Consider the following 25,526-nt stretch of genomic DNA (forward strand, 5'->3'; position numbering starts at 1 on the left):
CGCCTCAGTCGCCGGTCGTGCCGTCGATGCGTTCGCGCAGGAAGTCGGCGTGACCGTTGTGTCGCGCGTATTCCTCGATCATGTGCACATAGACCCAGCGCAAGCTGAATTCGGTACCGCGATGAGTGAAAACGTGGTCCAGGGGTAGGTCCGCGACGGCGGCGTCGGCCGACTTGATCTCCGCGTGCAGCGTCGCCAGATCCGCGGCGGCGTCGGCATTGGCGATATCGTCGAAATCGCCGTCCGGATTGTCTTCGCTGCAGTACAGATAATCCAGCGGTTCGCCGCAGGTGGCGATGCGGAACCAGCCGCGTTCGCATTCGGCGAGGTGGCGGACCAGCCCGAGCAGCGACAGCGTCGAGGGTGCGACGCAGCGCCGCTTCAGCTGTTCGGCCTCGAGCCCCGCGCATTTCCACAGTAAGGTGCGGCGGTGCAGGTCCAGCCAGGTCTGCAGCATGGTCCGCTCATCGGCGACCAGTGGCGGCTTGGTTCTGGTGATCTCGGGTGCGGTCCACGTCACCGGCCGACTGTAACTCCGAAGCCGCAGCCGGATCTCACGAATTGATGCGACATCGTCCGGACATAGTGATGCCTATGTCGCCTCGGCATCGGCGCTAGATACCGGAGTTGAGGAAGTCGATGACCGCGCGCTCGAAGGCATCCTTGCGCTCGATCTGCACCCAGTGTCCGCAGCGCCCGAACAGCCGCAGATCGGCATTCGGCAGCTGACGTGACGGCAGCAGCGCACCCTCGACCGGGGTGACCCGATCATCGCGGCCCCACAGCAGCAACACCTCATTGCGCAGTGTGCGCAGGCGCGCCCACAGCGGAATCGGTTCCGCGAAGGCGGGATTCGCGAAGGTCGCGTAGGCATCGCGGATCGCCGCGATGGCGGCCGGATCCGCCGCCGCGGCCCAACGGTTCTCGATGAGTTCGTCGGTGAGTATCGCCTCGTCGAAGACCATCGTCCGCAGCCAGGTGAGTACGCGGTCGCGGGTCGGCTCGCCGGTGAAGTCGAGCAGCCGTCGAATCCCTTCGGACGGTTCGGGTCCGAGTACGTTGACGCCCACACCACCCGGAGCCATGAGCACCAGTCGAGCGATGCGCTGGCCGTGTTCCAGCGCCACGAGCGTCGCCACCGCACCACCCATCGAGTTGCCGAGCAGATGCACCGTCGGTAGTTCGAGTTGATCCAGCAATCCGAGCACCGCGTCGGCGGCGATGCGCAGATAGTTGCGCTGGTATACCTCCGGGCGTTCGCTCGCGCCGAAGCCCGGCTGGTCCAGGATCAGGCAGCGGAAGTGTTCGGCGAGCACCGGCAGGTTCGCGCCGAAGTTGGCCCAGCCCGATACACCGGGGCCGGAGCCGTGCAGTAGTACGAGCGGCGGACCCGAACCCGCCTCGTGGTAGCGAAGTTTCAGGCCGTCGACGGTGATATGGCGACTGGTATCCGCCGCGTCCATCAGACCATCCGATCTTCGACCGGAAGGCCGAATTCACCGCGGCCGAACATGGCCAGGGCACGCTCGACATCGTTGATGACGTGCACACTGCCCGCGTGTGCGTCGCGCCAGTGCCGTTCGATCGGATTGGGTTTGCGGATCGAGTGGCCACCGGAGTTGTCGAACAGCAGCTCGATCGCCTGGATCGCGCGCTCGGTTCCGCGCACTTGGTCGCGGCGGGTGCGCAGCCGGATTTCGTACGGAATCTCTTCGCCCGCTTCGGCATAACGCAGTTGCTCGCCGATGTTGTGTTCCATTTGCAGGATGGCCGCGTCGATTTCGGAGCCCGCGCGGGCGACCCGTACGTGCGCGAACGCGTCCTCGGCCACCTTCTGGCCGCCGTAGGACAGCCGGACTCGCTCGCGCATCCGCTCGATATGCGCCTCGTACGCGCCCTGTGCGGCTCCGATGATGGGTGCGGTAATGGTGTTGGAGAAGACGCCCGCGAACGGAATCCGATACAGCGCAGCAGGATTGGCCTCCTGGCCCGGGCCGCGCAACTGCGACTGCTCGGTGGCGCTATAGGCGCGGTGATGGGGAACGAAAGCTTTCTCGATGACGATATCGTTGCTGCCGGTGCCGGACAGGCCGACCACATGCCAGACGTCGTCGATGCGATAGTCGTTGCGCGGCACCAGGATTGTCAGATAGTCCTTGGGGTTGCCGTGCTCGTCCGGAGCCAGTGCGCCCAGGAATGCCCACTGGGCATGGTCGCAGCCGGAGGAGAAACTCCACCGTCCGCTGACCTCGTAACCGCCTTCGACCGGCGTGAGTCGACCCGTCGGCGCGTACGACGAGGAAATGAGCGTGTCGGAATCCTCGCCCCATACCTCTTCCTGCGCCAGCAATGGGAAAAGTGCCAACTGCCAGGGGTGCACGCCGAGCACCGAGGAAACCCAGCCGGTGGACGGGCACGCCGAGGCGATTGTTCGAATGACTTCGTAGAACGCCACCGGGGAGGCTTCGTCGCCGCCGAAACGCGACGGCTGCAGCATGCGGAACACCCCCGCCTCGGTCAGTTCCCCGATGCTCGCCACCGGAACCCGACGCTGCAGATCGGTGTCCGCGGCTCGCTCCCGGATCGCCGGGAGCAGATCCCGAACCCGATCGAGCACCTTATTGGGCCCACCACTCACCCGGCCACTACCCCTCATCGAATCGCTGGGCGATGCTGGCCCCATGGGGTCTCCTCCTATGTTCTGATTCCGCGACCGGTGTGCCGGACGACGCCATAGTTGTGACGCTATGGCGGCCGTGACCGCGCGTCGGGAACAAGTCCCGGTGATCGGAACGCTCGGAGGGGGCGTCTATACCGCGTGCAGCAAATTCGATTCGGCGGTGTTTTCGTAAGGATCCGGACCCCAGCGATAGCCATAACCGCGAATATTCGTGATCAGCCCGGGGCGGTCCAACTTCGCGCGCAAAGAGGCCATATGCACATACAGTTTCCGCGATACCGCCAGCATCGAGTCGCCCCAGACGCAGTCCATCAGTTGCTCTCGGCTGACGGCGATTCCGGGCCGCTCGACCAACACGCGCAGCAACTCGAACTCCAGCCGGGTGAGTGGAACCAGTTCCCCGGCCACCTCGACCCGCCGGGCCGCGAGATCCACGCGAACGTCCTCACTGGTCACGGTCTTACCCCGGGCGATACTGGCAACGCCGACCCGGCGCGTGACCGCCTCCAGCCGCGCGGCCAACTCACCGATGCGCGCGGGTTTGACCAAATAATCGTCGGCGCCGCTGTGTAGCCCGAGCACAATCGAACGCTCATCGGCATGTTCGCCGAGAATTACCACCGGCACCGAGCTCACCTCGCGCAATTTGCGCAAAACTTGCAACCCGTCCATATCCGGCAGACCCATATCGAGGATAACGGCGTGATAGCCATGATGCGCCAGGAGCAGATCCGCCCCCCGATGCTTACGCTCCACCTGATGCCCGTGCAATTCGAGTCCCTGCGCCAGGGCGTCGCCGCCATCGGCATCATCATCGATCATGACCAGCCGCATCCGTCTCACCTTCCCGCACGATCCGCCCAACAGCAGCGAACAAGCATGGTTGCCGCCGACGCCCCACCGCGCAAAGTTATTCCCTTGCCACCCTTGGGAAACCGGGCTCCGCCCCCCGGTTGGGCAAGTGATCACGGTGGAAGACCGTGGCGGCAAAACGCGAGAAGGCCCCACCATCAGTGCCGCCTGATCTTGATCGATTCTCTCGGCGACCGATGAGTTTCGGAGGTGGGGTTCGTCGTAGGAGGTGAGGGGCTGGCTATGGGTTGGAGGAGATGCGATGACCGAGACCGAAGTGCGGGCGGCGATCGAGGCGGAGCGGGGTGAGTTGGCGGAACTGCTGGCCGGGCTGGAGGACGAGCAGTGGGATGAGCCGACGTTGTGTGCCGGATGGCGGGTGCGGGAGGTGGTCGCGCATATCACCATGCCGTTTCGGATGTCCACGCCGCGATTTGCGATCGAAATGCTCAAGGCGCGTGGAAATTTCAACAAGATGGCGGATAAGGGTGCGCGGGCGGATGCGGCAGCGCTGACCGCTGAGGAACTGGTTGCCGCGGTGCGCGACAATGTGAATCATCCGTGGAAGCCGCCGGGCGGCGGGTACGCGGGTGCGCTGAGTCACGATGTCATCCACGGTTTGGATATCACCGTCGCGCTCGGGCTCGACCGTGTCGTCCCGGCCGAGCGCATGCGAATCGTGCTCGGCGCGCTCTCGCCGCGGAGCGTCAACTTCTTCGGCGTCGATCTGGACGGGATCGAGCTGCGGGCCGACGATCTCGACTTCGTTTACGGTTCGGGATCGGTACTCGCGGGCTCGGCTCAGCATCTGCTGCTGGTGTTGTGCGGCCGGACGCTGCCCGCGGGGAGTCTGCGGGGCGAGGCGGCCGAGAGATTCACCGAGCCGGTGCCACCTTCGCGGTGACACCGGCACGAGCTCAGTGCTTGGTCAGCAACTTCGCTTTCAGCGCGTCGAGTGTCGCGCCGTCGATCCCGAGACCATCGCTGAGGAAGCGGTCGAACGAGCCGTAGGAAGTATGGACCTGGTCGAAGGCAGCGTCCAGGAATTCGCGCTGTACACCGAGGATCGGCTCCCACAGCGCACGATCGGTCACCAAGCCCTGGGCGACGAGTCCGTCCAACAGCGCCTTGTTCCCGGCCGCCAAGTTGTCGTTGGAGTCCAGGAAGTCGTTGTAGATCTGGCCCTTCGGCACATCCAGCGCACTCATCAGGATCGCGGTCATCCAACCGGTGCGGTCCTTACCGGCCGTGCAGTGGTACAGCACCGCACCGTGCGCGGTCGCGATGTCGGTGACGGCCTTGGCGAACTGGGCGCGCGCGGTGGGATTCGAAACGAACCAGGCGTAGTAGTCGCGCATGATCTCGGCGGCCTTGCCGTCGCCGAGCGCCTCCTGTTGCGCGGCCGGTCCGGCCTGGATCAGGCGCGCCACCATGAGGTAGAAGTCATTGGCCGGATCGTAGACCGGCTGTTCGGTGCGGCGAATCGATGCCGGGAGTCGATCGGGATCGCGTCCGGTTTCGATGGGGCTGCGGAAGTCGATGACCTGAGTGATGTTGAGCGACACCAGCTTCTGCTGTTCGCTCGCATCGAGTTTGGCCAGCGCGTCGGAGCGGTACACGACACCGGTCGCGACCGAACTACCGCCCTTGGCCGGATAGCCGCCGATATCACGGGCATTCGGCGCATGCGCCAGACCCAGCGGCCGATCGGCCTGGCCCGGAGACCGCAGCACCGGTGTCGGCCCGGAAAGCGCCGGACGTGCCGATGCCGGTCCGGCCAGCGCCGGGAAAACGCCGACCAGCACCACGGCCGCGGCCGCGATCGTGCCGCGGAAAGCGCGCGAAGTCTTCACGAGGGTGTTCCTTTCATCAAGGGCCGCATATGGTCGGCGGCCCAAGTTGGAGCCGTGCTCAGTCGGCCAGCAACGTGACCGTCCCGGCCGCGCCGTCCACGCGCACGCGCTGACCGTCGGCGAGGCTGGTCGTCGCGGTCTTGGTGTCGACCACGCAGGGAATGCCGAATTCGCGGGCGACGATCGCGGCATGGGATGCGGACCCGCCGATATCGGTGATCACGGCGGCGGCGTAGGCGAACATGGCGGTGTGGCCGGTGTCGGTCACCGCGGCGACCAGGATGTCGCCGGGCTCGATATCGTCATCGAGCGACAGCACCAGCTTCACCCGGCCCTCGACCACACCGGCGCAGACGCCGATACCGGTCAGACTCTCGTCGGCGGTGAGGGCCGGCGCACCGGGGACCGGTTCCCATTGTCCGGCAATGACATCGGGCATTCTGATGGTTTGCAATCGAGTGCGTTCCGCGCGCCTACGGCCCACCTTGTCGGCCGCATCCGCTGGGAGACAGAAGATTTCGTCCAGCGTGAGGTAGCAGGCGTCGTCGAGTTCGCGCAGTCGACCGGCGCGTACGAGCCGATCGGCCCGCTCGCGCACGGCAAGCCGCAGGCAGTTCGTGATCCGGACGACGCCGTCTCGCGCGCGTTCCCTGGCCACGGTGGCTCCCGCGGCCATTCGGGCGGTGCGACTCGCCGACGGGTCCACGGATTCGCGCTTGGGCGCCGGCATTTGCGCGGCGCGGGCGGCGGCGCTCACCAAGAGGGCTGGGCGATCACCGAATGTCGGGTTGATCAGCTCGCATTCACCGGGACCTCGGTGCCCCACCTTCGCCAGCTCATCATCGAGCGCGGCGGCGAAGGCGGGGGGTATTGCCCGGGCCGCATCGGTATCACCGGCACGTGCAAGGTCGGCGAGATCGGCATCGGCGCGGCAGAATTCGGCCAGCCGTTCCACCGCGAGCATGGGTTTCGCCGACTCCAACCGAGTCAGGTCGATCGCGACCTCGCCCGCGTCCTTGCCGCGTGCGTGGATGGCGGTGGCGGCGCCGGTCATCATCACACCGATCGCCGCGGCCTGCCACGCCTGGTGCAGGCGGTCGCGCCACAGTAGGGCACGAACGTGCAACTGCTCATCGGAGAGTGCGCGAATTTCCTTCGCGTTCAATGCTTCCGCATGCGATGCGGCGTTGATCAGTTCGGCCGTCTTGCCGAAACGGCGGGCGGTTGCGATGACTCGCGACGTCGCACGCGCCGTTGCCAGCGTGCTGGCCAATCCGCTCGGCATCGGCGGCTTGCCGTGCGGCTGCAGGGCGATGTCGGCCGGGATATTGCCGTAGGCATCGCGTCGGATGCTCTCCTCATCCCAGCCCGGCATATTCTCGGCGGCGAGCACGCCGATCGAGGCATTGATGTAGATATGGTGGCCGAGCACGGTGGTGACCCGACTCGTCCAATGTTCCAAGGCGATTCCGTCGAGTGCGATCATCTCGCCCATGGCTTCGTTACTGAGGCGGATGGCACCGGCCTGCAGATCGATGGTCAGGGGTGTCATCGGGCCGGGGAGCGCTTCGGAGGTGTTGGTCGCGGTGTGGACCGGGTAGCGCTGATCGACTCGATCATCGAATTCCCCCTCGAGACCCTCGGGGGCGATATCGGTGAGCGGGTGGTTGTCCGAGGTCGCGGCACGCGATGGAATCACGTGTGACGGCAGCGGGATTGCGCCCCGACGGCTGCGGAAGCCGCCGCTGGCGGGCTTGCGGCCGATCATGCCACGCACCAGATCGGCTACCACCTCGCGTGCGGTCCAACCACAGTGGAAGCCCCACTTCTGCTGTGCGACAGTGGGATCCAGGAGCGGCCGGCGGCCGGACCAGCCGGGCACCCAGGCCGAATAGTGGACGCCCGCTTCGCGCATCATGCGGCGCACCTGGGCGGTGGTGACCACGCCGGGGGCCGCGAGTTCGACGATCTCGAGCCCATCGTCGCTATGACCGGACGGTAGTGCGGTGGCAGCCGACACCAGGAAGCGGTCCAGGTCGTCGCTGTGCAGAAGTTGGAATCCATCGCCGGACTTCGAGCCGAGAATCGGATCCAGTGCACGGCGGGTTTCGTGTCCGATCCGGCGACCGGCAATCGGCGCGGTGCGCACCAGCACGCTGTCTGCCCCCGAGACTCGCAGCACCGCCACGGCCTCGGCATCGGAAAGTCGCGCCGAGCGGGGACCGACCGGAACCACCACGCGCGCACCGATTTCGCGCGCCTCGGCGGCGATTTCGGCAAGTCCGTGTGCGGCCAGATGAATGATGCTCGCGCAGCCCTCGACAGCGGCGGTGCGGTCGGTCGTGAACCGCACCCGCGGATCGATATAGCGATGCCACCGCTGGTCCAGTCCGGCCACGTCGTGCCCGGCGGCCAACAGCATGCGCGCCACCGCGCGACCGCTCGGCTCGGTGATTCCGGTGACAAGGACCCGCATCGATTTCCTCTCCTCAGTGGCGCCGGGATAGGCAAACGTGACGCCGTTCACACACCATCGCGACTGCGGGACGCGGCGATCGGCCCCAGTCCCACTGAACGGGAGCACTCGGCTCGACCACCGAGATGATCGCTCCCTTAATCCGGTGGACCCGCGGCAACCTCGATGCCATGACGGTCCGCAAATCGGTCGCGCCGCGTGCGGCCGCCGAGGTGAAGTCCTATGACATCGAGACCGACGTGCTGGTTGTCGGGTACGGCAGTGCGGGGGCTTGTGCCGCATTCGAGGCCGCCACGGCGGGTGCCGAGGTTTTGGTGCTGGATCGGGCGGGTGGTCCTGGTGGTGCGTCGGCGTTGTCGGGTGGGGAGATCTACCTCGGCGGCGGTACACCGATTCAGCGGGCGTGCGGGTTCGACGACAGCCCCGAGCAGATGGCGGCATTTCTGGTGGCGGCGCTCGGGCCGGGCGCGGATGTGGCGAAGATCGTGCACTACAGCGAGCACAGCGTGGCGCATTTCCACTGGCTCGTCGAGCGCGGTGTGCCGTTCAAACCCAGTCTCTGGGATGCTCCCGCCTGGGTGCCGCCGACCGATGACGGGCTCATGTGGCTCGGCGAAAACAGTTGGCCGTTCACCGAAATCGCGCTTGCGGCCCCGCGCGGGCATCGGCCCACCGCCAACGACTTCGGCGGTAGGTTGCTGCTGGACTGTCTGGTGGCGGCGGCCGAATCCGCGGGTGTCACAGCACAATACGACACCTATGCGACGAATCTGATCTTGGGCGAGGGTGGTGCGGTGGTCGGTGCGGTGGCCCGACGGTACGGCACGGAGCTCACCATTCGGGCACGACGCGGATGCGTACTCACCACCGGTGGTTTCGTCGACAACGACGAGATGCTCGCCGCCAACGCGCCGCGACTACTGGGCCACACCAAGGTGAGCGCGGGCACCGACGACGGCAGCGGTATCCGCATCGCACAGGCCGTCGGGGCCGCGGTACGGCATATGTCGGCCGGTCAGGTCGGCGCTTCCCTGATTCCGGGTTTCGCCGCGCGCGGCATGATCGTCAACCATCGCGGCCAACGGTTCGTCAACGAGGACACCTATCCCGGCCGCATCGGCCAAGCCGCGCTGTTCGGTCAGGATATGAATGTGTGGGTGGTGCTCGACGAACAGGGCTACGAGGAGGTGCCAGAACGCGAACGCTGGGGTGTGCGCCCGACCCACGTCGCGGAATCCATCGACGAACTCGACGAACTACTCGCCCTGCCACCCGGCGCGCTCGCCGCCACCATCACGCGCTATAACGAATTCGCCTCGCGCGGAATCGATCCCGACTTCCACAAGGCGCCGCGCTGGCTGCGCCCACTGACACCCCCGCTGGCCGCCATCGACGTGAAAGCGGGCGTTCGTCCGCCCGCGGAATCCGGCGACCGCCGCGGCACCGGCGCTTCCGTCTTCACCCTCGGCGGCCTCCACACCACCCTGGACGGCCAAGTCCTCGACCTCGACGGCCTCCCCATCGCCGGCCTCTTCGCCGCGGGCCGCGCCACCTCCGGCCTCCACGGCGAGGGCTACATCAGCGGCACCTCCCTAGGCGACGCCACCTTCTTCGGCCGCAAAGCCGGCACCAACGCGGCGCACTAGCGCAATCAAGATCAGGTGGCAATCGTGGCGGGGGCTTCTCGGCGTTTGCCGCCATGGTTTCCACGTGATCAGAGGTCCAGACTGGGGCGCGAATGTGGGTGGGGGAGTGGGACTGAGGTGCGCGCGTGGATGTGGTTGGAAGTACCGGTACTCGGGGCAATCCCATGTATGGGCGTTCGAAAATGGTCATGCGACCTCGACTGCCGTGTAGGTCGCCACGAGGATTCCGGCCATGATGCCGAGGCCGAGCATCGCCACTCGACACCCTATTCATCGAGCGTAGAGGGCCTGTCGGGCGCTCTCGTACGCCGCCCGGATCCGCTTGCCGATCGCACTGTCATTCGGAGCGCGGACCTCGGCGACGGTGCGCGTGGGCCAACTCGGTGGCTGTGCGGTGCCGCTGAGGGCCCAAGCCGCCTGCCGGGCGGCGCCGAGCGCGACGTATTCGTTCGGCTCCGGGACCGCGACCGTGAGCCCGAAGATCTGGGCGGCGACCTCGGCGACCAGGGCGGAGCGGGCCGCACCGCCGATCAGCAGGACACGCTGGATCGGGATTCCAGCGGTGCGTAGGTGGTCGAGTGCGTCGGCCATATTGCAGAGCATGCCCTCGACGGCGGCGCGCGCAATATGGCTGGGGCGCAAGGTTTCCGGTCGCAGACCATGCAGACTGCCGGTGGCATGTGGCAGGTTCGGGGTGCGTTCGCCGGAGAGGTAGGGAAGCATGACGACGCCTTCGGATCCCGGCGGGGCCTGGCGCGCAAGGGTTTCCATGCCCGCGCTGTCGACGCCGAGCAGTTCGGCGGTGGCGTCCAGTACGCGGGCGGCATTGAGTGTGCAGGCCAGTGGCAGGAACGCACCGGTCGCGTCGGCGAATCCGGCAATGGCCCCGGTGGCATCGGCACTGGGGACGGCGGCGCGCGTGTAGGCAGTGCCGCTGGTGCCGAGCGAGATGACGACATCACCGTTCGTAATGCCCAAACCCATTGCGGCACCAGCATTATCGCCGGTACCAGCCGCGACAATCGCGCCCGCGGGTGTGCGTCCGACCACTTCGGCGGGTCCTGCGACGCGGGGGAGTTCGGGTGTCCGACCCCGGAAGGCATGGGCGAGTATGTCTCCGCGATACAGACCGGTCGTTGGCGACCAATAGCCAGTACCCGAGGCGTCGCCGCGATCAGTGGTCGGTTCGACCGCGGGATCGGATGGACCACCTCGTAACCGCCAGGTCAGATAGTCGTGCGGAAGCAGCACCTGGTGTGTGCGGTCGGCATGCTCGGGTTCGTGATCGGCCAGCCACCGCAGCTTCGCGACGGTGAACGCGGCCAGGGGCACACTGCCGACCGCATCGGCCCATACTTGCGGGCCGCCGAGTTCGGCGATCAACTCTTCGGCCGCTGCTGCCGATCGGATATCGTTCCACAGCAACGCATCCCGGACCGGCCGACCATCGGCGTCGAGTGCGACCAACCCGTGCTGTTGGCCCGCGATCGCCACCGCATCGGCCCGATCCAACAACCCGTCACCCGCCGCACACAGTGCCCGCCACCAGGATTCCGCGGGCACCGCGGTGCCCGCCGGATGCGGGGCGCGCGCTTCATCCAGAATTTCGCCCGTATCGGCATCGCACAGCACGACCTTGCACGACTGAGTGGAGCTGTCCACTCCCGCGACGGTGGCCATCAGGCTTCCGGCCTGAGCTGGATCTTGCGGCCGGTGCCAGCGCGGAAGGTCTGCAGTGCGTCAGTGAATTCGTCCAGTCCGAAACTATGGGTGATCATCGTTTCCGCATCGATCACGCCCTTGCCCATCAGTTCCACCGCGCGGCCGAAGCTGTGCAGCACCGCCATCGAACCCACGATGGTGATCTCGTCGTTGTAGATACGGAACGGTGAGATCGACGCGGTCGCCGCACCCGGCGCCACCCCGAACTGCTGGAACACCCCGCCCCGGCGTACCCGACCGAGTCCGTCCTCGATGGCGGCGATCGCGCCCGTACAGTCGATGACCGCCTCCCACCCCTGCGGGCGATCGAACTCCTCGGCAGTGGTCGCGGCCGCATCCGCGCCGAGCTCGACGGCCACGGCGAGTCGGGCGGTATTGATATCGACCACCGACACCGACGCGGCCCCGGCGACTCGCGCCAGCTGCAACATCAGCAGACCCATGGTGCCCGCGCCGTACAGCAGATAGTGCGCGCCGAGCGCACGTGGCAGTACATCGAACGCATGGACTGCGCACGACAACGGCTCGACAAGCGCACCATGCGTAGTCGACAGCGTCTCGGGCAGCCGATAGCAATTCGCGGCGGGCACCGCGACGTATTCGGCCATCGCGCCGTCGACGGTATCGCCGATCGCGCCCCACCGTTCGCACAGATTCCCGCGTCCGATCGCGCAGTAATGACACGCGCCGCAGAACAACGAGGGGTCCACCGCGACGGTATCGTCGACCCGCACACCATCGACCCCGATGCCCAGTGCCACCACCGAACCGGCGAACTCGTGACCGGGCACGATCGGATAGGGCGTCGGCGGGAACTCGCCGTCGGCAATATGCACATCGGTGCCGCATATCCCGACCGCATCCACCCGCACCACGACCTCACCGGGCCCCGGCGTCGGATCCAGCACGTACTGGACGGCGAATTTCCCAGGCGTCTCGATCACGACCGCGCGCATAGCACTACCTTGCACCCGAACCCCGCCGCCCCGCTGCATTTCGCCCCGCCGCATGGCGGATTTCCGGATGCGGCAGACTGGCGCGGTGAGCGACGACCCGGAACGGCACGCCGATGTGCACGTCCGCACGGGCGACGGAACCACACTGCCCGCCCTGACCGATCCGCTGCTGGACGATCTGCTGCGCGAACCACCCGACCCGGAATATCCGGCGATCGTGGTCGAACGCGGCGAGCACGCTTACATCCAGGCTCGCCTGCTTCCCGACGGCGTGTACGAACTCGAGCACCGCGCCGCCGGATCGGATGAGTGCTTCCAGATATACACCCCCGATGCCCTGCTGGTGCGCGATGTCATGTGGGCGTGGATCGACGAAAACGCTTGGTGGCATGAGAGTGTCGGGTGGTATCGGATCGATCCGGCGGTCGCGGAATTGGAAGCCGCCCGTCGCGAGTTGTCCGGTCTGCTGGACGGACTGTCGGTCATAGACGGCATCGAGTCGGCGATGGACGATGCGTTGCACCGCGCGGATGAGCTACTCGCCATGGAATTCCCGGATGACGAGTTAGGCCGCGATTAGGTGGCTCTGGTACCACAGCGCCGTCGTCGCGATATCGGCTTCGGTCAGCGGTAGATAGGTGGTGCCGTCGTGATGCCAGCCGAGGGCCTGAATCGTCACGCGCAACTCCTGCTGGAAGCAGATCGGATCGCGAATATGCCAGCGATACATCCCGAATCGCTGATGCGGCTGGTAGATCTCATCGGGCGGCACGACCTGATGCAGGCCGAGATAGGGCGTGGAATACGTGCGGTAAGCGCCGTCGAGATCGAAATTCCATGCGCCACCGAAGTAATCCTCGGTGCCGGTGCCGCACAGCGTTGGATGGGTGGTGTCGCCGTCGAGGTAGAACTTCAGCTCGCCCTCGCCCCACCAGCCCGGTGCGCCGGGGCGAATCGCCAGGTAGGTGCCGACGTATCGGCCTGGACCCGGTACCGCGTCGAGAATTGTGTGGACGGCGGGCGCACCGAGTGGCGTGCTGTGGCGGCGTAGCGCGTGCAGATACCCGGCGGAGTCGGGGACATCCTGCTCGGTATAGGTGAATTGGTAGTAGACCGGCACCGCGCGGTCACTGCCGTTGTGCAGTGTGATCCTGGCGTGCGCACGAAAAGGCATGGGCCAGAAGCTGTTCAGTCCACCGGCGGGAGCGACGACCACCATCTCGGATTGCACCAATGCCAACTCGTCCCAGCCGTTGCAGAAGAAATCGCCGAGTGGCAGGTCGATCGACGCCTCGGGTTCGTTATCCCAGTGCATGCGGAGCGTGAGCTGTCGCAGCGCCGTGCGGTCGGTGGTGAGCCAGCAGTGGGTCAGCACACCGGAGCCGGAAATGTCTGCCAGCGTGGCGGTTTCGCCCGCATCGAGGTGAATTGACGGGGAGATTTTCCACCCCGCGCCCAGCAGTCGCGCCGCATGTGCGCCGGTGCCCTCGATGGCGCGAGCTCCGGCACCGGGGGAGCCGGTCGGATTCTCCGCGCTGATCGAGCGGGTCCGTGCGGCGTCGAGCCGCCAGAGTTCTGATGCCGAACCGGGGACGTTCACAGGCCCGGCCAGCCGTATCGGTCGGTGACGGCGGCATGTCCCGCGCGCTTCAGGTAGGAGATGGTGATTGTCGGCATCGAGGTCCTCGTGATAACTGCCCTGCATGGCATAGGCGGCGGCTCTACTGCAGATGAGCGGATCGGTGTTGCTCCGCTGCGAGAAAATGCGCAATATCCAGGGTGGATTCGTACAACTCGCGGTAGCGGCGGTAATACGACGCGTAGATCGCGCTGCGATCCGCATCGGGCTGCACCACTCCGATGACCGGGTTCCAGCCTGCGGTATCGACACCCACGGTCTCCGCCGCGAGCAGCGCGTCACCGAGGCAGGCGCCGATGGTGTCGGCCGGTAGCTGCTGCGGAAGTCCGGTCACATCGCTGACGATCTGGGTCCACAGCCCGCCCTTCGTCCCACCGCCGACCGCGACCAGCCGTGGGGTCTGTCCGCCCGCCATCGCTTCGAGGTTGTGCCGCACCCCGTAGGCGATGCCCTCCAGCACCGCGCGGTACAGCTCGGCACGCCCGTGTCCGAGGGTCAGACCCGCGATAATGCCCCTGGCATCCGGATCGAACAGTGGCGTGCGCTCGCCCGCGAAGTACGGGAGCGCGAGCAGGCCGCGACTGCCCGCCGGGACTTCGGCGGCCTCGGCCACCAGGTCGGCGAAGTCGCCGCCGACGATGTTGCGCAGCCAATCGGTGACCGCGCCGGAGGTTGCCATGCCCGCTGCCGATGTATAGGTGCCGGGCCAGGCACCGCAGGTGAGCCAGAGGCCGGGATGCGGCCGTGGCTCGGTCAGCACGTTGACGAGGAACATGGTTGTGCCGTACATGATCATTGCGTCGCCGGGTGCTCGGACGCCGACGCTGGCGGCCTCGGCCCAGGCGTCGATGGTTCCGGTGGTGACCGGTAGTCCCGCGGGGAGCCCGGTCGCCGAGGCGGCCGTCGCACTCACTTTGCCGACAACTTCGGTGGGCCAGGCCAATTCGGGCAGCGGCAGACCCGGAGCAACCGCTGCGGCCCAGTCGTACGCCCAATCGGAGTGTCGCAGGTCGTACATCGGGACGCACTGGCTGGCCGATTGATGATCGAGCACATAGCGCCCGGTGAGTCGGTGCACGAGAAATGAACTCGCCATCAACAGCATCTGGGTACCCGCCGCGATCTGCGGCTCGTGCCGGGCCAGCCAGCGCAACTTCGGGCCGACGGCTTGGCTGGTCAACGGTGAACCGCCGCGCTGGAGTACCGCTGCGGCACCGAATTCGTGGTTCAATTCGGCGATTTCGGTGGTAGCCCTGGTGTCGACGCCGTAGAGGATGGCCGGACGCAGCGGTTTTCCGGCGGCATCGGCGGGCAGCAGACACGGGCCGATGCCGGATACCGCGAGTGCGTCGAGAGTCGTGCCGTCGGCCGCAGCGAGGAGTTCGCCGATGATCGCGCGGAACTCCGCCCACCAGATCTGTTCGGCATCGTGTTCGAACCAGCCCGGTCGCGGAGACGAAACACCATGCGTCCGTTCGGATCTAGCGATAACAGTACCGTCCGACCGGACCAGCACTCCCTTGGAGCTGGAGGTCCCGATATCGACACCGAGAAATGCGCTCGTCATCGGGTGAACTCGTCGAGAGTGATATCGAGCAGATCGCAGGCGGCCCGGACGGTGGCCCGATGGTCACCCGGGACGGCGTGAATATGGTTGGCGCCGAAGCGGGACAGGAAATCGTCGGCATGTGCGTCCAACCGGGCAAAGGCATGCGGCCATTCCCAAGTGGACTGTTTCATCAGCGCCTCGTTGGTCGCCTGGTCATAGGTCTCGAAATCGCCAAGCATCAACTGCATTCGGTAGTCACCGCCCTTGCGGGTGAGACGGGCCAGGGTCATACGGCCGGGTGCGGCGAGATGATGCACCGACGCACCACCCGCCGGGAAGAAGAACACCTCCGGATAGAGATGTACGTTGGCGAGATTCTCAGTCGGCTCGTCGCTGCGGGCCGCGAACCAGGTGGCGTGCTGGCCCGAATTGCACAGATCCCAGATATCGCGGTCCGCGTGATAGTGCCGGACATCGGCGAAAAGCACCGGGGTATCGGCGATCTGGTGCAGCAGCCGCATGGTGAGTGCGCCGTCCATATCGGCTTCGGTCGCACACACATGGGGTCGTTTGGGGCCGTTCCAATCGTAGGGGTCATTGAGGAACGCCTCGGTGATATCCATGGTGGCGAAATACTGGGTGAGCTCGGGCTGGCCCTTGATACCCGAGAAGTCCAGCCGCCATTCCTCGATCAGCTCACGCACGGCAAGATATGAGCGAATCTGGCGTTCCAGCAATTCTGGAGTGAGCTTCACACCGTCGTAGTGCACACCGGCGGTATTGCGCTCCAACCACTCTCGCGCACCCTTAGCCTCACCGGCGTCGGCCTGTTCAGCGCGGCGGACGATCTCCCACTGGTCGATCTCCTCGACGTCGATGCCGAACAGGCGCTGCCACTGATCGGTATTGGCGACGGCCGTATTCATCCCCATCGGCCGTCCGCCGAAGCGCCCGAAAGTGCTGCCGCGCAAGCTCGATACCGCGGCCGCCGCGCTCGCCCGGGTACCGATCGCCTCGATCAACTCGGTATCGGCCGGATCGCCCCACAATCGAGTGTGCGCGCGGCCGATCTGGTCCAGCGCACCGCCCGCGGCCAGCATGCCTACCATGCCGGGTTGCACCGGATCGATATTGGACAGCAACAGCAGCGGCCCCGGCGTCGCACCCGCGGCCAGCATGGTGAAGTGCGGGAACGCCCAGACCGCATAATGCAGCACCGTGAGATCGACACCGGCGGCCGCCACTTCACGTGCCACCGATCCGGCCAGTGCGTTGGTACTGATCTGGGCCGAGCCGCGGATAACCTCGTGCCCGGCCGCCCGCAATGCGGTGACCAGCCGATCCTCGGCCGACCCGATGAACTCGGCGATCCCGGCGTGCACATAATCACGCCCATCGGACACGCTCATGACCCCGATCCGCGCCATCCCGACCGCCTCCCAACGCGCTGGCCCCCTCCAGGATTATCTATCCGAAGGGGGCCGCCGGTGGTGGGCTTCGGGCGAGCGGGTTCGATGTCGTTACCCGCCGGTGACCCGGCTGTCGACCAACTCGGCGGTGATCGCGTCGAGCCGCCGGGCACGCTCGGGATCGAAGTCCTTGCCCGCCAAGGCGAGTCGCGTGCGGCGCCGGAAAGCGGCGACCGGTTCGGTCGGTGGATGGTCGATCAGTTCGGCGATGGGGACGATGGCCTTGCGCACCGGTTGACCGGCGAGCAGGAGCCACGTCTTGGTGAGGATGCGGTGCGGGGTCGGTAGTGGGTCGGCCATGGCGGTACGCACCACGAGCGGGTTGTACAGCACATATCGTGTGCGGGCTCCCGGATGACGTTGCGCGAATGCCACGCCGAGCAGGTCGATGCAGCGCGAGGACTGCATGGCCGCGCGCATGCCGCGAAATCCGGTTCGTAGCTGTAGATCGTCCCATTCGATGGTGCCCGGCAGTCCGCCCGGACCCGCGATATTCATGATGACCGGGGCTTCGGCACGTTCGAGTGCGTCGAAGAGTCCGTGTCCGATGACATAGCGGCTCAGGTAGGCCAGGGCGAAGGTGTATTCGAAGCCATCGGCGGTCTCCTGACGTTCGGACCGGAAGTTCTGCGCGCCGAAGACCACACCATCGACGGTATCGGTGACCGCCGCGACTTCCGCGATGACCTTGTGCATTCCCGCGAGCGTGCTCAGGTCGGCCTGGATGAAGCTGGCCCGGTCGGCGGCGCCGAGGTCGGCGGCCTCGCGCAGGAATCGGGCGCCCTTCACCGCGCCGCTGGCCACCGCGAGCACACGGTCGCCGCGGCCGAGGAAGTGCAGGCCGAGACCCTTGCCCATGCCGTCGGTACCGCCGGTTATCACATAGGTGCGCATCGAATCGCTTCTCCTGGAATCGTTTTCGGATGAATCATCGGCCGATGACATCGAGGCTAAGAGGGTTGCGAGACGCAAGTCAACATTTGGTGACTTATGCTGACTAGATGACCGAAACCGCAACGCCGGGCCGTCGGCGCGACCGTGCCGCCACCCGATCCGCACTCTTGGATGCCGCCCGGATGCGGTTCGCCACGACCGGATTCGACCGCACCGGAGTCCGCGATATCGCCGGTGATGTGGGCGTCGATCCGGCGCTGGTGTTCCGGTATTTCGGTTCCAAGGAAAAGCTCTATGCCGAGGCGATGCATATCGAGATTCCGAAAGGCGTTGCGGCCGACCGGCATCGACCCGTTGTCTCGATCGCGGATGCCCTTCTGCGCGATGTCGTGTTCGATGAGTGGCCCGAATTCGGCGGTGAACATCCCCTGGTCGCGGGGCTGCGATCGGCCGGTCATGACGTCGTGCGCGACCAGTTGCGCGCGCAACTCTGCGATGGTTATCTGCGCGAGATGGCCACGCGCCTGGGCGGTGCGGACGGTGACTTGCGTGCGGAACTGATCGGTGCGCTGCTGCTCGGGCTGGGGGTCATGCGCACGGTGGTCAACGCACCGGCGGTATCCGAAGCGTCATTCGAGCAGACCAGGGTGCTGGTGGCCGGTATGGTGCGAGCGCTCAGCGGGGAACGTCCGCGGTGACGGAACGCTGGGTGGGGAAGGTGAGTGGTGCGAGGTGTACGCCGCCCTGGGCCCAGCCCGCGCTGGTGATCCACCAGCGGTCGTCGTCCCACACGAGTTCGGCGGCGTGGGCGGCGATATGGCCGATCTTGTCGCCGATGCGGAACCGAAAGGGGTTGTCGCTGCGGAATACGTCGGTGCCGACGTAGTACGGGCGCGGACCGACGAACAGATACCACCAGCCGCCGTGCTGCGCCACGAAGGGTGATTCGGTATTGCCCGCTCCGGTGCCGATGGTGGGGTCGGTATATGCGATGTGGCGGTCGCCCCAGTGCCGGAGATCGCCGCTGGTTCGATAGACGACGACATGGTGTCCGCCGCTCGGTGTGCTGGTGGCGCAGTAGTACATGACCCATTTTTCGCCGATGCGTAGGACCATCGGATCTCTCGCGTCGTAGCCGTCACGGAACAACGGTCCGGCTCGACCGCGGGTCCAGCGGAACAGATCGGTCGAGGTGGCGAGGTTGATAGTGGCGGCGGTGCGATCGGGGCCGCCGCCCGCGTAGAACATGTAGTAGCGGCCATCGACGCCGATGACATGCGGTGCCCAGAGATGGGTTTCGCCGTAATCCGGATCGACGGTCAGGGCTGGAGCTCGCTTGGTCCACGGTCCCTGGAGTCGGTGTGCGGTGGCGTGGGCGAATTCCGTTTCGTGGAACGGGTCTGCCGGTTCCGGATGGGTGATGCCGAACAGATGCCAGCGGCTGAATTCATCGCGGACGATGGTGTGGTCGTTGATGTACCAGGGGTGCGTTTCCCCGTCGCCCGGGTCGTAGATCCTCGTGAACGCGCCTGCTCTCACTACCTCGCGCGTCGCCATAAGGCTCATGATGACGTGCGCTGACCTCGTTGAGGTCAGGTCTGAGACATTGAGATGTCGCGGGTGCGGGGTTGGCGGCCGCTTCTGGGTCTTTTCGGAGGATCCGGATGATGGTGTCGTCGGCTGCTCCGAGTTGGCTCGGGAGACGTGGACGCGGATGTCGTCGCCTCGGCGTTGTGGACGGGTTGTCGTCCCACCCGACGTCGTCGACTCGGGCGCCGTTGGTCCGGTGGATGGTGACTGGGGCGCCGCTGTTCAGGGCTTTTTCAGCTCGGCCGTCGTTGGTTCGGGAGTGATCGACTCGGACGTTGTCGGCTCGTGCGCTGTGGTCGCGGGTGTCGTCGCCTCGTGCGTTGTGGACGGGGTTGTCGCCCCCTCCGGGGCTGTCGGCTCCGGTGCCGTTGGCTCCGTAGCTGCTGACTGGGGATTCGGTGGTGCAGGTGCCGTTGGCTCGGGTGTTGCGGTCTGGGGCGACTCGAGCTGGTCCGCAGTCGGGCGAGGAGCAGTGGACTGAGCTGCTGGGGACTGGGGAGTCGACGGCTGAGATGCCAATCGTTGGGGCGTTGGCGGCTGCGAGGCCGGAGATTGGGGTGCGGTCGGCGACGTTTCCGTCGCGGGTGGTGTCGCCTGGGCCGCGGCCGCCCGCTGCTGGTTACGGCGCAGTACTGCCTGGCTGAAACTCGTACTGCTGAAATGCGTTCCGTAGACGCCGAGCGCGACCACTCCGGCCGCGATCACCGCGACACCCGCGCTCCAGTCGATATGCCAGAATGCCGCGACGACGCCGACGAGCGAGCTGAGCAAGGCGATGGCCTTGGCCGCCTCATCGGTCATGCTCGGGCTCGGCGCTTGTTCGCCCGACTGCCATTCGTCGAGCATCAGCAGCACCGCGAGCAGTGGCAGCGAGATCGCGAAGGCGATCATGGAGATCCGGCCGGATGTGCCCAGCGGCGAGGCCGTGAGGAAGCCCTGGAGGATGACGACGCCGATGGCGATCAGTCCGCCGTACATCAAGCTGTTCTGCTTGGCGAATTTCTTCTTCTCGGCTGGGCTGGCCAGCTTGGTGTAGTCGACATCGTCGTGCACGCTGGTGACCATACTGGACCTTCGGCGGTAATTCCGGGTGAACAGTCGCCACTGCGGGGGACTAGCCGACGAGCACCGCGCGGAGCTGGGCCAGCTCAGCGCCGGATAGTCCATTGGTGCGCAGCCATTCGGCCGATCCGCCTTGGTCGCGGTGCAATTCGTCGAGGAACCGGATGATGACATCCGGATCGACCGCGAGGATGCCGGTGCGGACTGGTGGCAGCCCGTGATAGGAGGGCAGCGCGTCCAAGCGTTCACGGATGCGTTCCAGGCGTTCACCGGTGAGCGCGTAATCGGCGGCGATGGCCTCCGCGGGGACACCTACCGCGTCCAGCACCACGGCCGCGAGGATGCCGGTGCGGTCTTTGCCTGCGGCGCAATGGAAGACAACCGAGTGCCGCTCGGCATCGGCGATCAGTCGGGCCGCCGACACAATGGATTCACCACTGCCGGAGAGGAGTTCGCGATAGAGCGCGACCAGGTCGTATTGTCTGCCGTCGGGGACCAGATCCGCGGGGGTCGCGACGACGTCGGTCGCCTTGCGCACCGGAAGATTGACCATCCGCACCGTCGCGCTGCCGGTTAGCAGGCCATAGCCCTCGCGTAGTACCTCGTCCGGATTGCGCAGGTCGATCAGTGTGCGCAAGCCGACCGGGCCGGTCAGCAGGGCCAGATCGTCCCGGGTGAGATGCTGGGGTGTGCTGGAGCGGTAGACGACGCCGAATCTGGTTGTGCCGCCGCCGATCACCGGAAGTCCGCCGAGGTCGCGGACATTGTCGATCTGGGCGAATTCCACCCATCGCCGCTGGACGCTATCGATGAACATCGCGCTAGTGGGCTCGGCCCGCGGCGGCCTCATCGGCGCGGTTCAGGCCGCACAGACCGATGAGGTCCTCGTGCAACTCGAACCACACCGTGTGATAGCTGTCCATGATCGGCCGTGCCACCCAGCTGTGGTCGCCGCCGTTCATCCGCTCCACGGCGCGGGTCAGGCGACCACTGTAGGGCGCCAGGCGCGGCGCGATGGTGCCGATGCGTCGGACGAGGGGTGCGACGCCGTGGTGCAGTGTGGTCAAGCGCGCCAAAACCGCTGCGTCATAGGTGTTGTCGGAATGATCGTTCACCGTGCTCGCGTCCTTCATCTGCCAGGCCGTGATGACGGCCTTCAGCTCGGCATTGAACTCGCAGAATTCATCGTAGGCCGCGGCGAGGTCGCTGGGGGCGAGATCGGCGCGCTCGTGTGCGAGAAGTTGGGCGAGTTGTTCGCGGCCCTGCGGGGTCAGGCGAACGCCGACAGGCGTGCTGGCGCATAGCCCGCGCGTCACGAAATCTGCAGTGTGCGACGCGGCTTCGGTCACTGAAATTGTGAGGCTTGCGGCGATGGCATCCGGCTCGACTCGACCCTTGATGCCGATCAGGCGCAGGACAGCGAGTTCGGAGACCTTGTTGCCGTTGCCATCTTGCGGAACCCGCGCTGCGTCGAAACCGGTTGCCGCTGAACGTTCTTCGTTCCGTTTCGACAGGAACGCGGGCAGCTCGGCCGAATCGACCTGTGCCCATTGTGCGAGTCGCTCGACATCCTCGATTACCGAGGCATCCACCGCCTTACCGCTCACTCGGCCCGGCCACACGGTACCGGCCCCACCATCGACCGTGACGATGCGACCGGCCAATGCCGCGACAACCCCGGCGCCGCAGCCGACTACGCACGGCCGGCCCAGCTCCCGGCTGACCAGCGCGGCATGCGAGGTAGCTCCGCCGAGTTCGGTGACGATGGCCTGCGCCGCGATCATCCCGTGCAGATCGTCCGGACTGGTGGTCGGACGTGCCAAGATCACCTGCTCGCCTGCGGCCGAACGGGTTTCGGCTTCGTCGGAATCGGTGACCACAACGCCGGAGGCGAGTCCGGGACATGCGGATTCGCCCTGGGCCAGCGGGGTCAGCCCGGTGTCTTCGCCCGATGCGGGCCGTAGGACGGCACGCACCTGGTCGGCCTCGACCCGGCGCAGTGCCTCATCCGCATCGATGAGCCCCTCGTCGACCATGGCGACGGCGGCGCGAACCGCCGCACGCGCCGAACGTTTCGCCGGGCGAGACTGCAGTAGCCATAAGCGTCCGGATTCGACGGTGAACTCGATGTCCTGGATATCGCGACCGTCGCGTTCGAGCAGTTCAGCGGCGGTGAGCAATTGGCCGTGCACCTCCGGTAGCACCACCGCGAGTTCGTCGAGTGGGCGCGGGGTGGTGCGCCCCGAGACGACATCCTCGCCCTGCCCACCCACCAACCATTCGCCGAAGGCCGCACGCGCACCGGTATTCGGATTCCGGCTGAACAGCACGCCGGTCCCCGATAGCGCGTCGAGATTCCCGAAAACCATGGCCTGCACGGTGACCGCCGTGCCGAGTGCATCGGAAACACCCCGGGTGCGGCGATAGGTCTTGGCCCGCGCGGAATCCCACGAACGGAAAACCGCGGTGATCGCGCCACGCAACTGCTCCCACGGATCTTCCGGCACGATGCCATTCGGGTCACCGAGCACGATCTCCCGATACTGGGTGCGGAACCGCCGCCGAGTATCGCTGGCATATCCCGGATTTCGAGTCTCGGCAGTCAGCGCTGCCTCGACCGAATCGTTCATCCCCAGGTTCAGAACGGTATCCATCATCCCCGGCATACTCACCGCCGCCCCGGACCGCACCGACACCAGCAACGGATGGTTCGTGGCACCGAAGCCCCGCCCCGTCCCGCGCTCCAACGCGGCGATACCGTCTTGCGCACCCGCCCAGATCTGCGCATCCAGCAGCCCACCGTTGGCCCCGAACTCCGCCCAGGCCTCGGTCGTCAGCACGAACGCGGGTGGCACCGGCAATCCCAACCCCCGCATATGATCAACGCTCCACGCCTTCCCCCCGATTCGCTCCCGCGAAAGTCCGCACGCCCCATCGAGTTCCACCACGACCGAACCATCTGCGCCGGCCCTTCCGAAGGCGGCCTCCGGTCGTCGCACAGGCTCCACTCCGATCGTCATAACACTCCTTCGGTCATCGACAGCCACCGCGCAACCAGCGCATGACAAGGACGGCTCACCGGTCGCTGGTACAGCCCGAACGCCCAGGCAAATGGCGCAACCCCGCAGTGCGCACACCGCGGGAAGCCCGATTTCAGCCTGCCGCCTCGCCCCAGGATCGGTGTACTGGCCGTCTCGGTCAGCAGGATGCTAGGGCACCACGACAACCTTCCCGCTGGCTTGGTTGTTCTCCATGTAGCGGTGGGCCGCGACGATGTTGTCCAGGCTGAAGACACGGTCGATATTGGGTCGATAGACGCCCGCCTCGACCTGGTCGATGACACGCTGCAATACGCTCGTGCCCGCGCTGCCCTTGAAGTTGTCGCTGTGGAAAGCCGTGAGCTTGACGCCGGAAGGGATCATCGCGATCGGTTCGAAATCTCGGATCAGCCAGCCGCTGAGCGAGCCCGATACACACACCGTCCCGCCGCGCCGGACGAGGCGCAACGAGTCCAGCGCCGTGCTCGTCCCGATAAGGTCCAGAACGTAGTCCGGGCCCTCGGGCCATACCGCGTGCACGCGTGCCGTCAGCGATTCACCGGTGTCGAGGAGTGGGTGGTCGACGCCAGCCGCGGTCAATGCGTCGATCTTGCCTGGTCGCCGAGTCGTGGCCGCGATCTCGATGCCGTAGCCGGACGCGATCGACGCGGCGGCCATCCCTACCGATGAGGTCCCGCCGCGGATCAGCAGCCGTCCCTTGTTACCCGGCGCCACCTCCAACGCGTCCAGCGAGCCCTGTGCGGTCAAGTAGGTTTCGGGTAGCGCGGCCAACCCATCCCAGGGCAACGTGGTCGTGACGGGCATGAGCAGCGAGTTCGGCAACAACGCATACTCGGCATAGCCGCCGTCGAACTCTCGGCCCATCTCGCCCATCACCGCCGCGACCGTCGTCCCCTCCGGCAATGTGGGATCGGTCGAGGCCGCGACGGTTCCCGCACATTCGATTCCGAGCACACGCGGGAACCGCACGTTCGGGGAATGCCCCTGACGGGTCCGCAGCTCAGATCGGTTCAAGCCACGCCCTTGACCTGCACCAGACTCCAGCCCTCGCGAAGCGCCGATACCGGAAGCTCACGAATCTCCAGCACTTCCGGGCCACCGGCCCTGACACAGACGGCGGCTCGCATTGTCGTACTCAGTGAGGTTGTCGGAACTATCGCTTCGCCCGTGATGGCGCTGTGGAGGTCATGATGCATGCGTTAACTGTGGCCAGGAGGCGGTATGGCTGGCTACCGGTAGAATGCCAACATATGCCCGTTGGCCGCCAACTTCCCCCGTCCGGCCCGACGTCACGTCTCTGGCCCTCCGGAGGTGTCCATCTCTGGCCGTCGGGTGGAACGAGCACGGTGCATTCCCATCCGCGTGGACACCTGGTGTACGCGGCCCGTGGCGTCCTGTCGGTGCACACCGAACGTGGCACATCGATCGTTCCGGCCAATCGAGTCGCGTGGACCCCTGCCGGTTTCACGCACTATCATCGCGCGCACAGCCATACCGATATGCGGGTCCTGTTCCTCCCCGCATCCCTGGCCCGGCTCGCACCGAAGCGGCCTGCGGTGTTCATGGTCTCCGACCTCGCCCGTGAAATCCTGCTAACCCTCACGGGCCCACGCGAATTCGATCGCGCCGCGCTCGCGCGCCTGCGTCGAGTCCTGGTCGACGAACTCCGCGAAGCACACGAGCAGCCGTTACAGCTGCCAGAACCCCGCGACGATCGGTTGCAAGCCATTGCGCGACTGCTCTACCAGCAGCCCGCGGACAACAGCTCACTCGCCGAACTCGGGCAGCAGATCGGAGCCAGCGCGCGCACGCTCAGCAGACTATTCCACAACGAACTCGGCATGACCTTCTATCAATGGCGCACCCAACTACGCACCTATCACGCACTCGTCCTGCTCGCGGACGGCCACGACACGACCCACGTCGCCCACGCATGCGGCTGGGCGAACCCGAGCAGCTTCATCACCGCGTTCACCAACATCATCGGCACCACCCCGGGCCGGTATCGAACCAGTCGCGCCACGACATGACATGAGCAATACGTCCTCGCGACGCGACACGACCTTGAGTTGGTCAGCC

The 25,526-nt window shown here is 66.2% G+C and carries 23 protein-coding genes; 5 read left to right on the top strand and 18 right to left on the bottom strand.

Annotation, left to right across the window (positions count from 1 at the left end; translation table 11 throughout):
• Positions 1–4: 4 nt before the first annotated feature.
• The 4 genes from ACQP2U_RS16135 to ACQP2U_RS16150 form a co-directional block, all read right to left on the bottom strand.
• The gene (locus tag ACQP2U_RS16135) at positions 5–520 is read right to left on the bottom strand and encodes a DinB family protein (RefSeq protein ID WP_433715407.1); all 516 of its coding nucleotides are present in this window, start codon (positions 518–520) and stop codon (positions 5–7) included.
• A 94-nt stretch (positions 521–614) separates the two neighbouring features.
• Positions 615–1,463 (bottom strand): alpha/beta fold hydrolase, encoded by an 849-nt coding sequence (locus tag ACQP2U_RS16140; protein ID WP_433715408.1) that lies wholly within the window; start codon positions 1,461–1,463, stop codon positions 615–617.
• On the bottom strand, positions 1,463–2,683 hold the full coding sequence (gene hsaA / locus ACQP2U_RS16145; RefSeq protein ID WP_433715409.1) for a 3-hydroxy-9,10-secoandrosta-1,3,5(10)-triene-9,17-dione monooxygenase oxygenase subunit: 1,221 nt from the start codon (positions 2,681–2,683) through the stop codon (positions 1,463–1,465). Before hsaA ends, ACQP2U_RS16140 begins: the two co-directional genes overlap by 1 nt.
• Positions 2,684–2,809: 126 nt before the next feature.
• The gene (locus ACQP2U_RS16150) at positions 2,810–3,514 is read right to left on the bottom strand and encodes a response regulator transcription factor (RefSeq protein ID WP_433715411.1); all 705 of its coding nucleotides are present in this window, start codon (positions 3,512–3,514) and stop codon (positions 2,810–2,812) included.
• A 280-nt stretch (positions 3,515–3,794) separates the two neighbouring features.
• On the opposite strand from ACQP2U_RS16150, the gene ACQP2U_RS16155 reads away from it, so the two are divergent.
• Positions 3,795–4,436 (top strand): maleylpyruvate isomerase family mycothiol-dependent enzyme, encoded by a 642-nt coding sequence (locus ACQP2U_RS16155; protein ID WP_433715412.1) that lies wholly within the window; start codon positions 3,795–3,797, stop codon positions 4,434–4,436.
• Positions 4,437–4,449: 13 nt separating this feature from the next.
• On the opposite strand, the gene ACQP2U_RS16160 is transcribed toward ACQP2U_RS16155, so the two are convergent.
• A complete protein-coding gene (locus ACQP2U_RS16160; RefSeq protein WP_433715413.1) occupies positions 4,450–5,385 on the bottom strand; it encodes a tyrosine-protein phosphatase in 936 nt (311 codons plus the stop codon).
• Between the two features lie 58 nt (positions 5,386–5,443).
• Positions 5,444–7,861: a PEP-utilizing enzyme gene (locus ACQP2U_RS16165; RefSeq protein ID WP_433715414.1), complete on the bottom strand. Its 2,418-nt coding sequence runs from the start codon at positions 7,859–7,861 to the stop codon at positions 5,444–5,446.
• A 170-nt stretch (positions 7,862–8,031) separates the two neighbouring features.
• Here ACQP2U_RS16165 and ACQP2U_RS16170 point away from each other — a divergent pair, with 170 nt between their 5' ends.
• Complete coding sequence (locus tag ACQP2U_RS16170; RefSeq protein ID WP_433715415.1) at positions 8,032–9,507, top strand: FAD-dependent oxidoreductase; 1,476 nt, start codon at positions 8,032–8,034, stop codon at positions 9,505–9,507.
• Between the two features lie 270 nt (positions 9,508–9,777).
• Here ACQP2U_RS16170 and xylB read toward each other — a convergent pair whose 3' ends face one another.
• Together xylB and ACQP2U_RS16180 are read right to left on the bottom strand one after the other, a co-directional pair.
• On the bottom strand, positions 9,778–11,187 hold the full coding sequence (gene xylB / locus ACQP2U_RS16175; protein WP_433715416.1) for a xylulokinase: 1,410 nt from the start codon (positions 11,185–11,187) through the stop codon (positions 9,778–9,780).
• A complete protein-coding gene (locus ACQP2U_RS16180; protein ID WP_433715417.1) occupies positions 11,187–12,185 on the bottom strand; it encodes a zinc-dependent alcohol dehydrogenase family protein in 999 nt (332 codons plus the stop codon). Before ACQP2U_RS16180 ends, xylB begins: the two co-directional genes overlap by 1 nt.
• 85 nt (positions 12,186–12,270) lie before the next feature.
• Here ACQP2U_RS16180 and ACQP2U_RS16185 point away from each other — a divergent pair, with 85 nt between their 5' ends.
• The gene (locus tag ACQP2U_RS16185) at positions 12,271–12,765 is read left to right on the top strand and encodes a hypothetical protein (RefSeq protein ID WP_433715418.1); all 495 of its coding nucleotides are present in this window, start codon (positions 12,271–12,273) and stop codon (positions 12,763–12,765) included.
• On the opposite strand, the gene ACQP2U_RS16190 is transcribed toward ACQP2U_RS16185, so the two are convergent.
• From ACQP2U_RS16190 to ACQP2U_RS16205, 4 genes are all read right to left on the bottom strand, one after another.
• Positions 12,751–13,785, bottom strand: coding sequence for a glycoside hydrolase family 172 protein (locus ACQP2U_RS16190; protein ID WP_433715420.1), 1,035 nt, complete (start codon positions 13,783–13,785; stop codon positions 12,751–12,753). The genes ACQP2U_RS16185 and ACQP2U_RS16190 overlap by 15 nt on opposite strands.
• Positions 13,786–13,906: 121 nt before the next feature.
• Positions 13,907–15,391 (bottom strand): FGGY-family carbohydrate kinase, encoded by a 1,485-nt coding sequence (locus tag ACQP2U_RS16195; protein WP_433715422.1) that lies wholly within the window; start codon positions 15,389–15,391, stop codon positions 13,907–13,909.
• Positions 15,388–16,800: an L-fucose/L-arabinose isomerase family protein gene (locus ACQP2U_RS16200; RefSeq protein ID WP_433715423.1), complete on the bottom strand. Its 1,413-nt coding sequence runs from the start codon at positions 16,798–16,800 to the stop codon at positions 15,388–15,390. Before ACQP2U_RS16200 ends, ACQP2U_RS16195 begins: the two co-directional genes overlap by 4 nt.
• A gap of 93 nt (positions 16,801–16,893) precedes the next feature.
• Positions 16,894–17,736 (bottom strand): SDR family NAD(P)-dependent oxidoreductase, encoded by an 843-nt coding sequence (locus ACQP2U_RS16205; RefSeq protein ID WP_433715424.1) that lies wholly within the window; start codon positions 17,734–17,736, stop codon positions 16,894–16,896.
• A gap of 107 nt (positions 17,737–17,843) precedes the next feature.
• On the opposite strand from ACQP2U_RS16205, the gene ACQP2U_RS16210 reads away from it, so the two are divergent.
• Positions 17,844–18,434, top strand: a complete 591-nt coding sequence (locus tag ACQP2U_RS16210) for a TetR family transcriptional regulator (protein ID WP_433715425.1) — start codon at positions 17,844–17,846, stop codon at positions 18,432–18,434.
• On the opposite strand, the gene ACQP2U_RS16215 is transcribed toward ACQP2U_RS16210, so the two are convergent.
• From ACQP2U_RS16215 to ACQP2U_RS16240, 6 genes are all read right to left on the bottom strand, one after another.
• Positions 18,412–19,293, bottom strand: a complete 882-nt coding sequence (locus ACQP2U_RS16215; RefSeq protein WP_433715426.1) for a glycosyl hydrolase family 32 — start codon at positions 19,291–19,293, stop codon at positions 18,412–18,414. The two genes, ACQP2U_RS16210 and ACQP2U_RS16215, sit on opposite strands and share 23 nt — an antisense overlap.
• Before the next feature lie 255 nt (positions 19,294–19,548).
• Complete coding sequence (locus tag ACQP2U_RS16220) at positions 19,549–20,379, bottom strand: hypothetical protein (protein WP_433715427.1); 831 nt, start codon at positions 20,377–20,379, stop codon at positions 19,549–19,551.
• Positions 20,380–20,440: 61 nt separating this feature from the next.
• A complete protein-coding gene (locus tag ACQP2U_RS16225) occupies positions 20,441–21,205 on the bottom strand; it encodes a tyrosine-protein phosphatase (protein WP_433715428.1) in 765 nt (254 codons plus the stop codon).
• Positions 21,206–21,209: 4 nt separating this feature from the next.
• Positions 21,210–23,408, bottom strand: coding sequence for a pyruvate, phosphate dikinase (locus ACQP2U_RS16230; protein ID WP_433715429.1), 2,199 nt, complete (start codon positions 23,406–23,408; stop codon positions 21,210–21,212).
• Positions 23,409–23,597: 189 nt separating this feature from the next.
• Complete coding sequence (locus tag ACQP2U_RS16235; RefSeq protein ID WP_433715430.1) at positions 23,598–24,461, bottom strand: zinc-binding dehydrogenase; 864 nt, start codon at positions 24,459–24,461, stop codon at positions 23,598–23,600.
• Positions 24,458–24,643, bottom strand: a complete 186-nt coding sequence (locus tag ACQP2U_RS16240) for a hypothetical protein (protein WP_433715431.1) — start codon at positions 24,641–24,643, stop codon at positions 24,458–24,460. Before ACQP2U_RS16240 ends, ACQP2U_RS16235 begins: the two co-directional genes overlap by 4 nt.
• Positions 24,644–24,793: 150 nt before the next feature.
• Here ACQP2U_RS16240 and ACQP2U_RS16245 point away from each other — a divergent pair, with 150 nt between their 5' ends.
• Positions 24,794–25,477, top strand: a complete 684-nt coding sequence (locus ACQP2U_RS16245) for a helix-turn-helix domain-containing protein (RefSeq protein WP_433715432.1) — start codon at positions 24,794–24,796, stop codon at positions 25,475–25,477.
• Positions 25,478–25,526 lie beyond the last annotated feature (49 nt).

Source organism: Nocardia sp. CA-084685 (assembly GCF_050955785.1).
Classification (GTDB): Bacteria; Actinomycetota; Actinomycetes; order Mycobacteriales; family Mycobacteriaceae; genus Nocardia.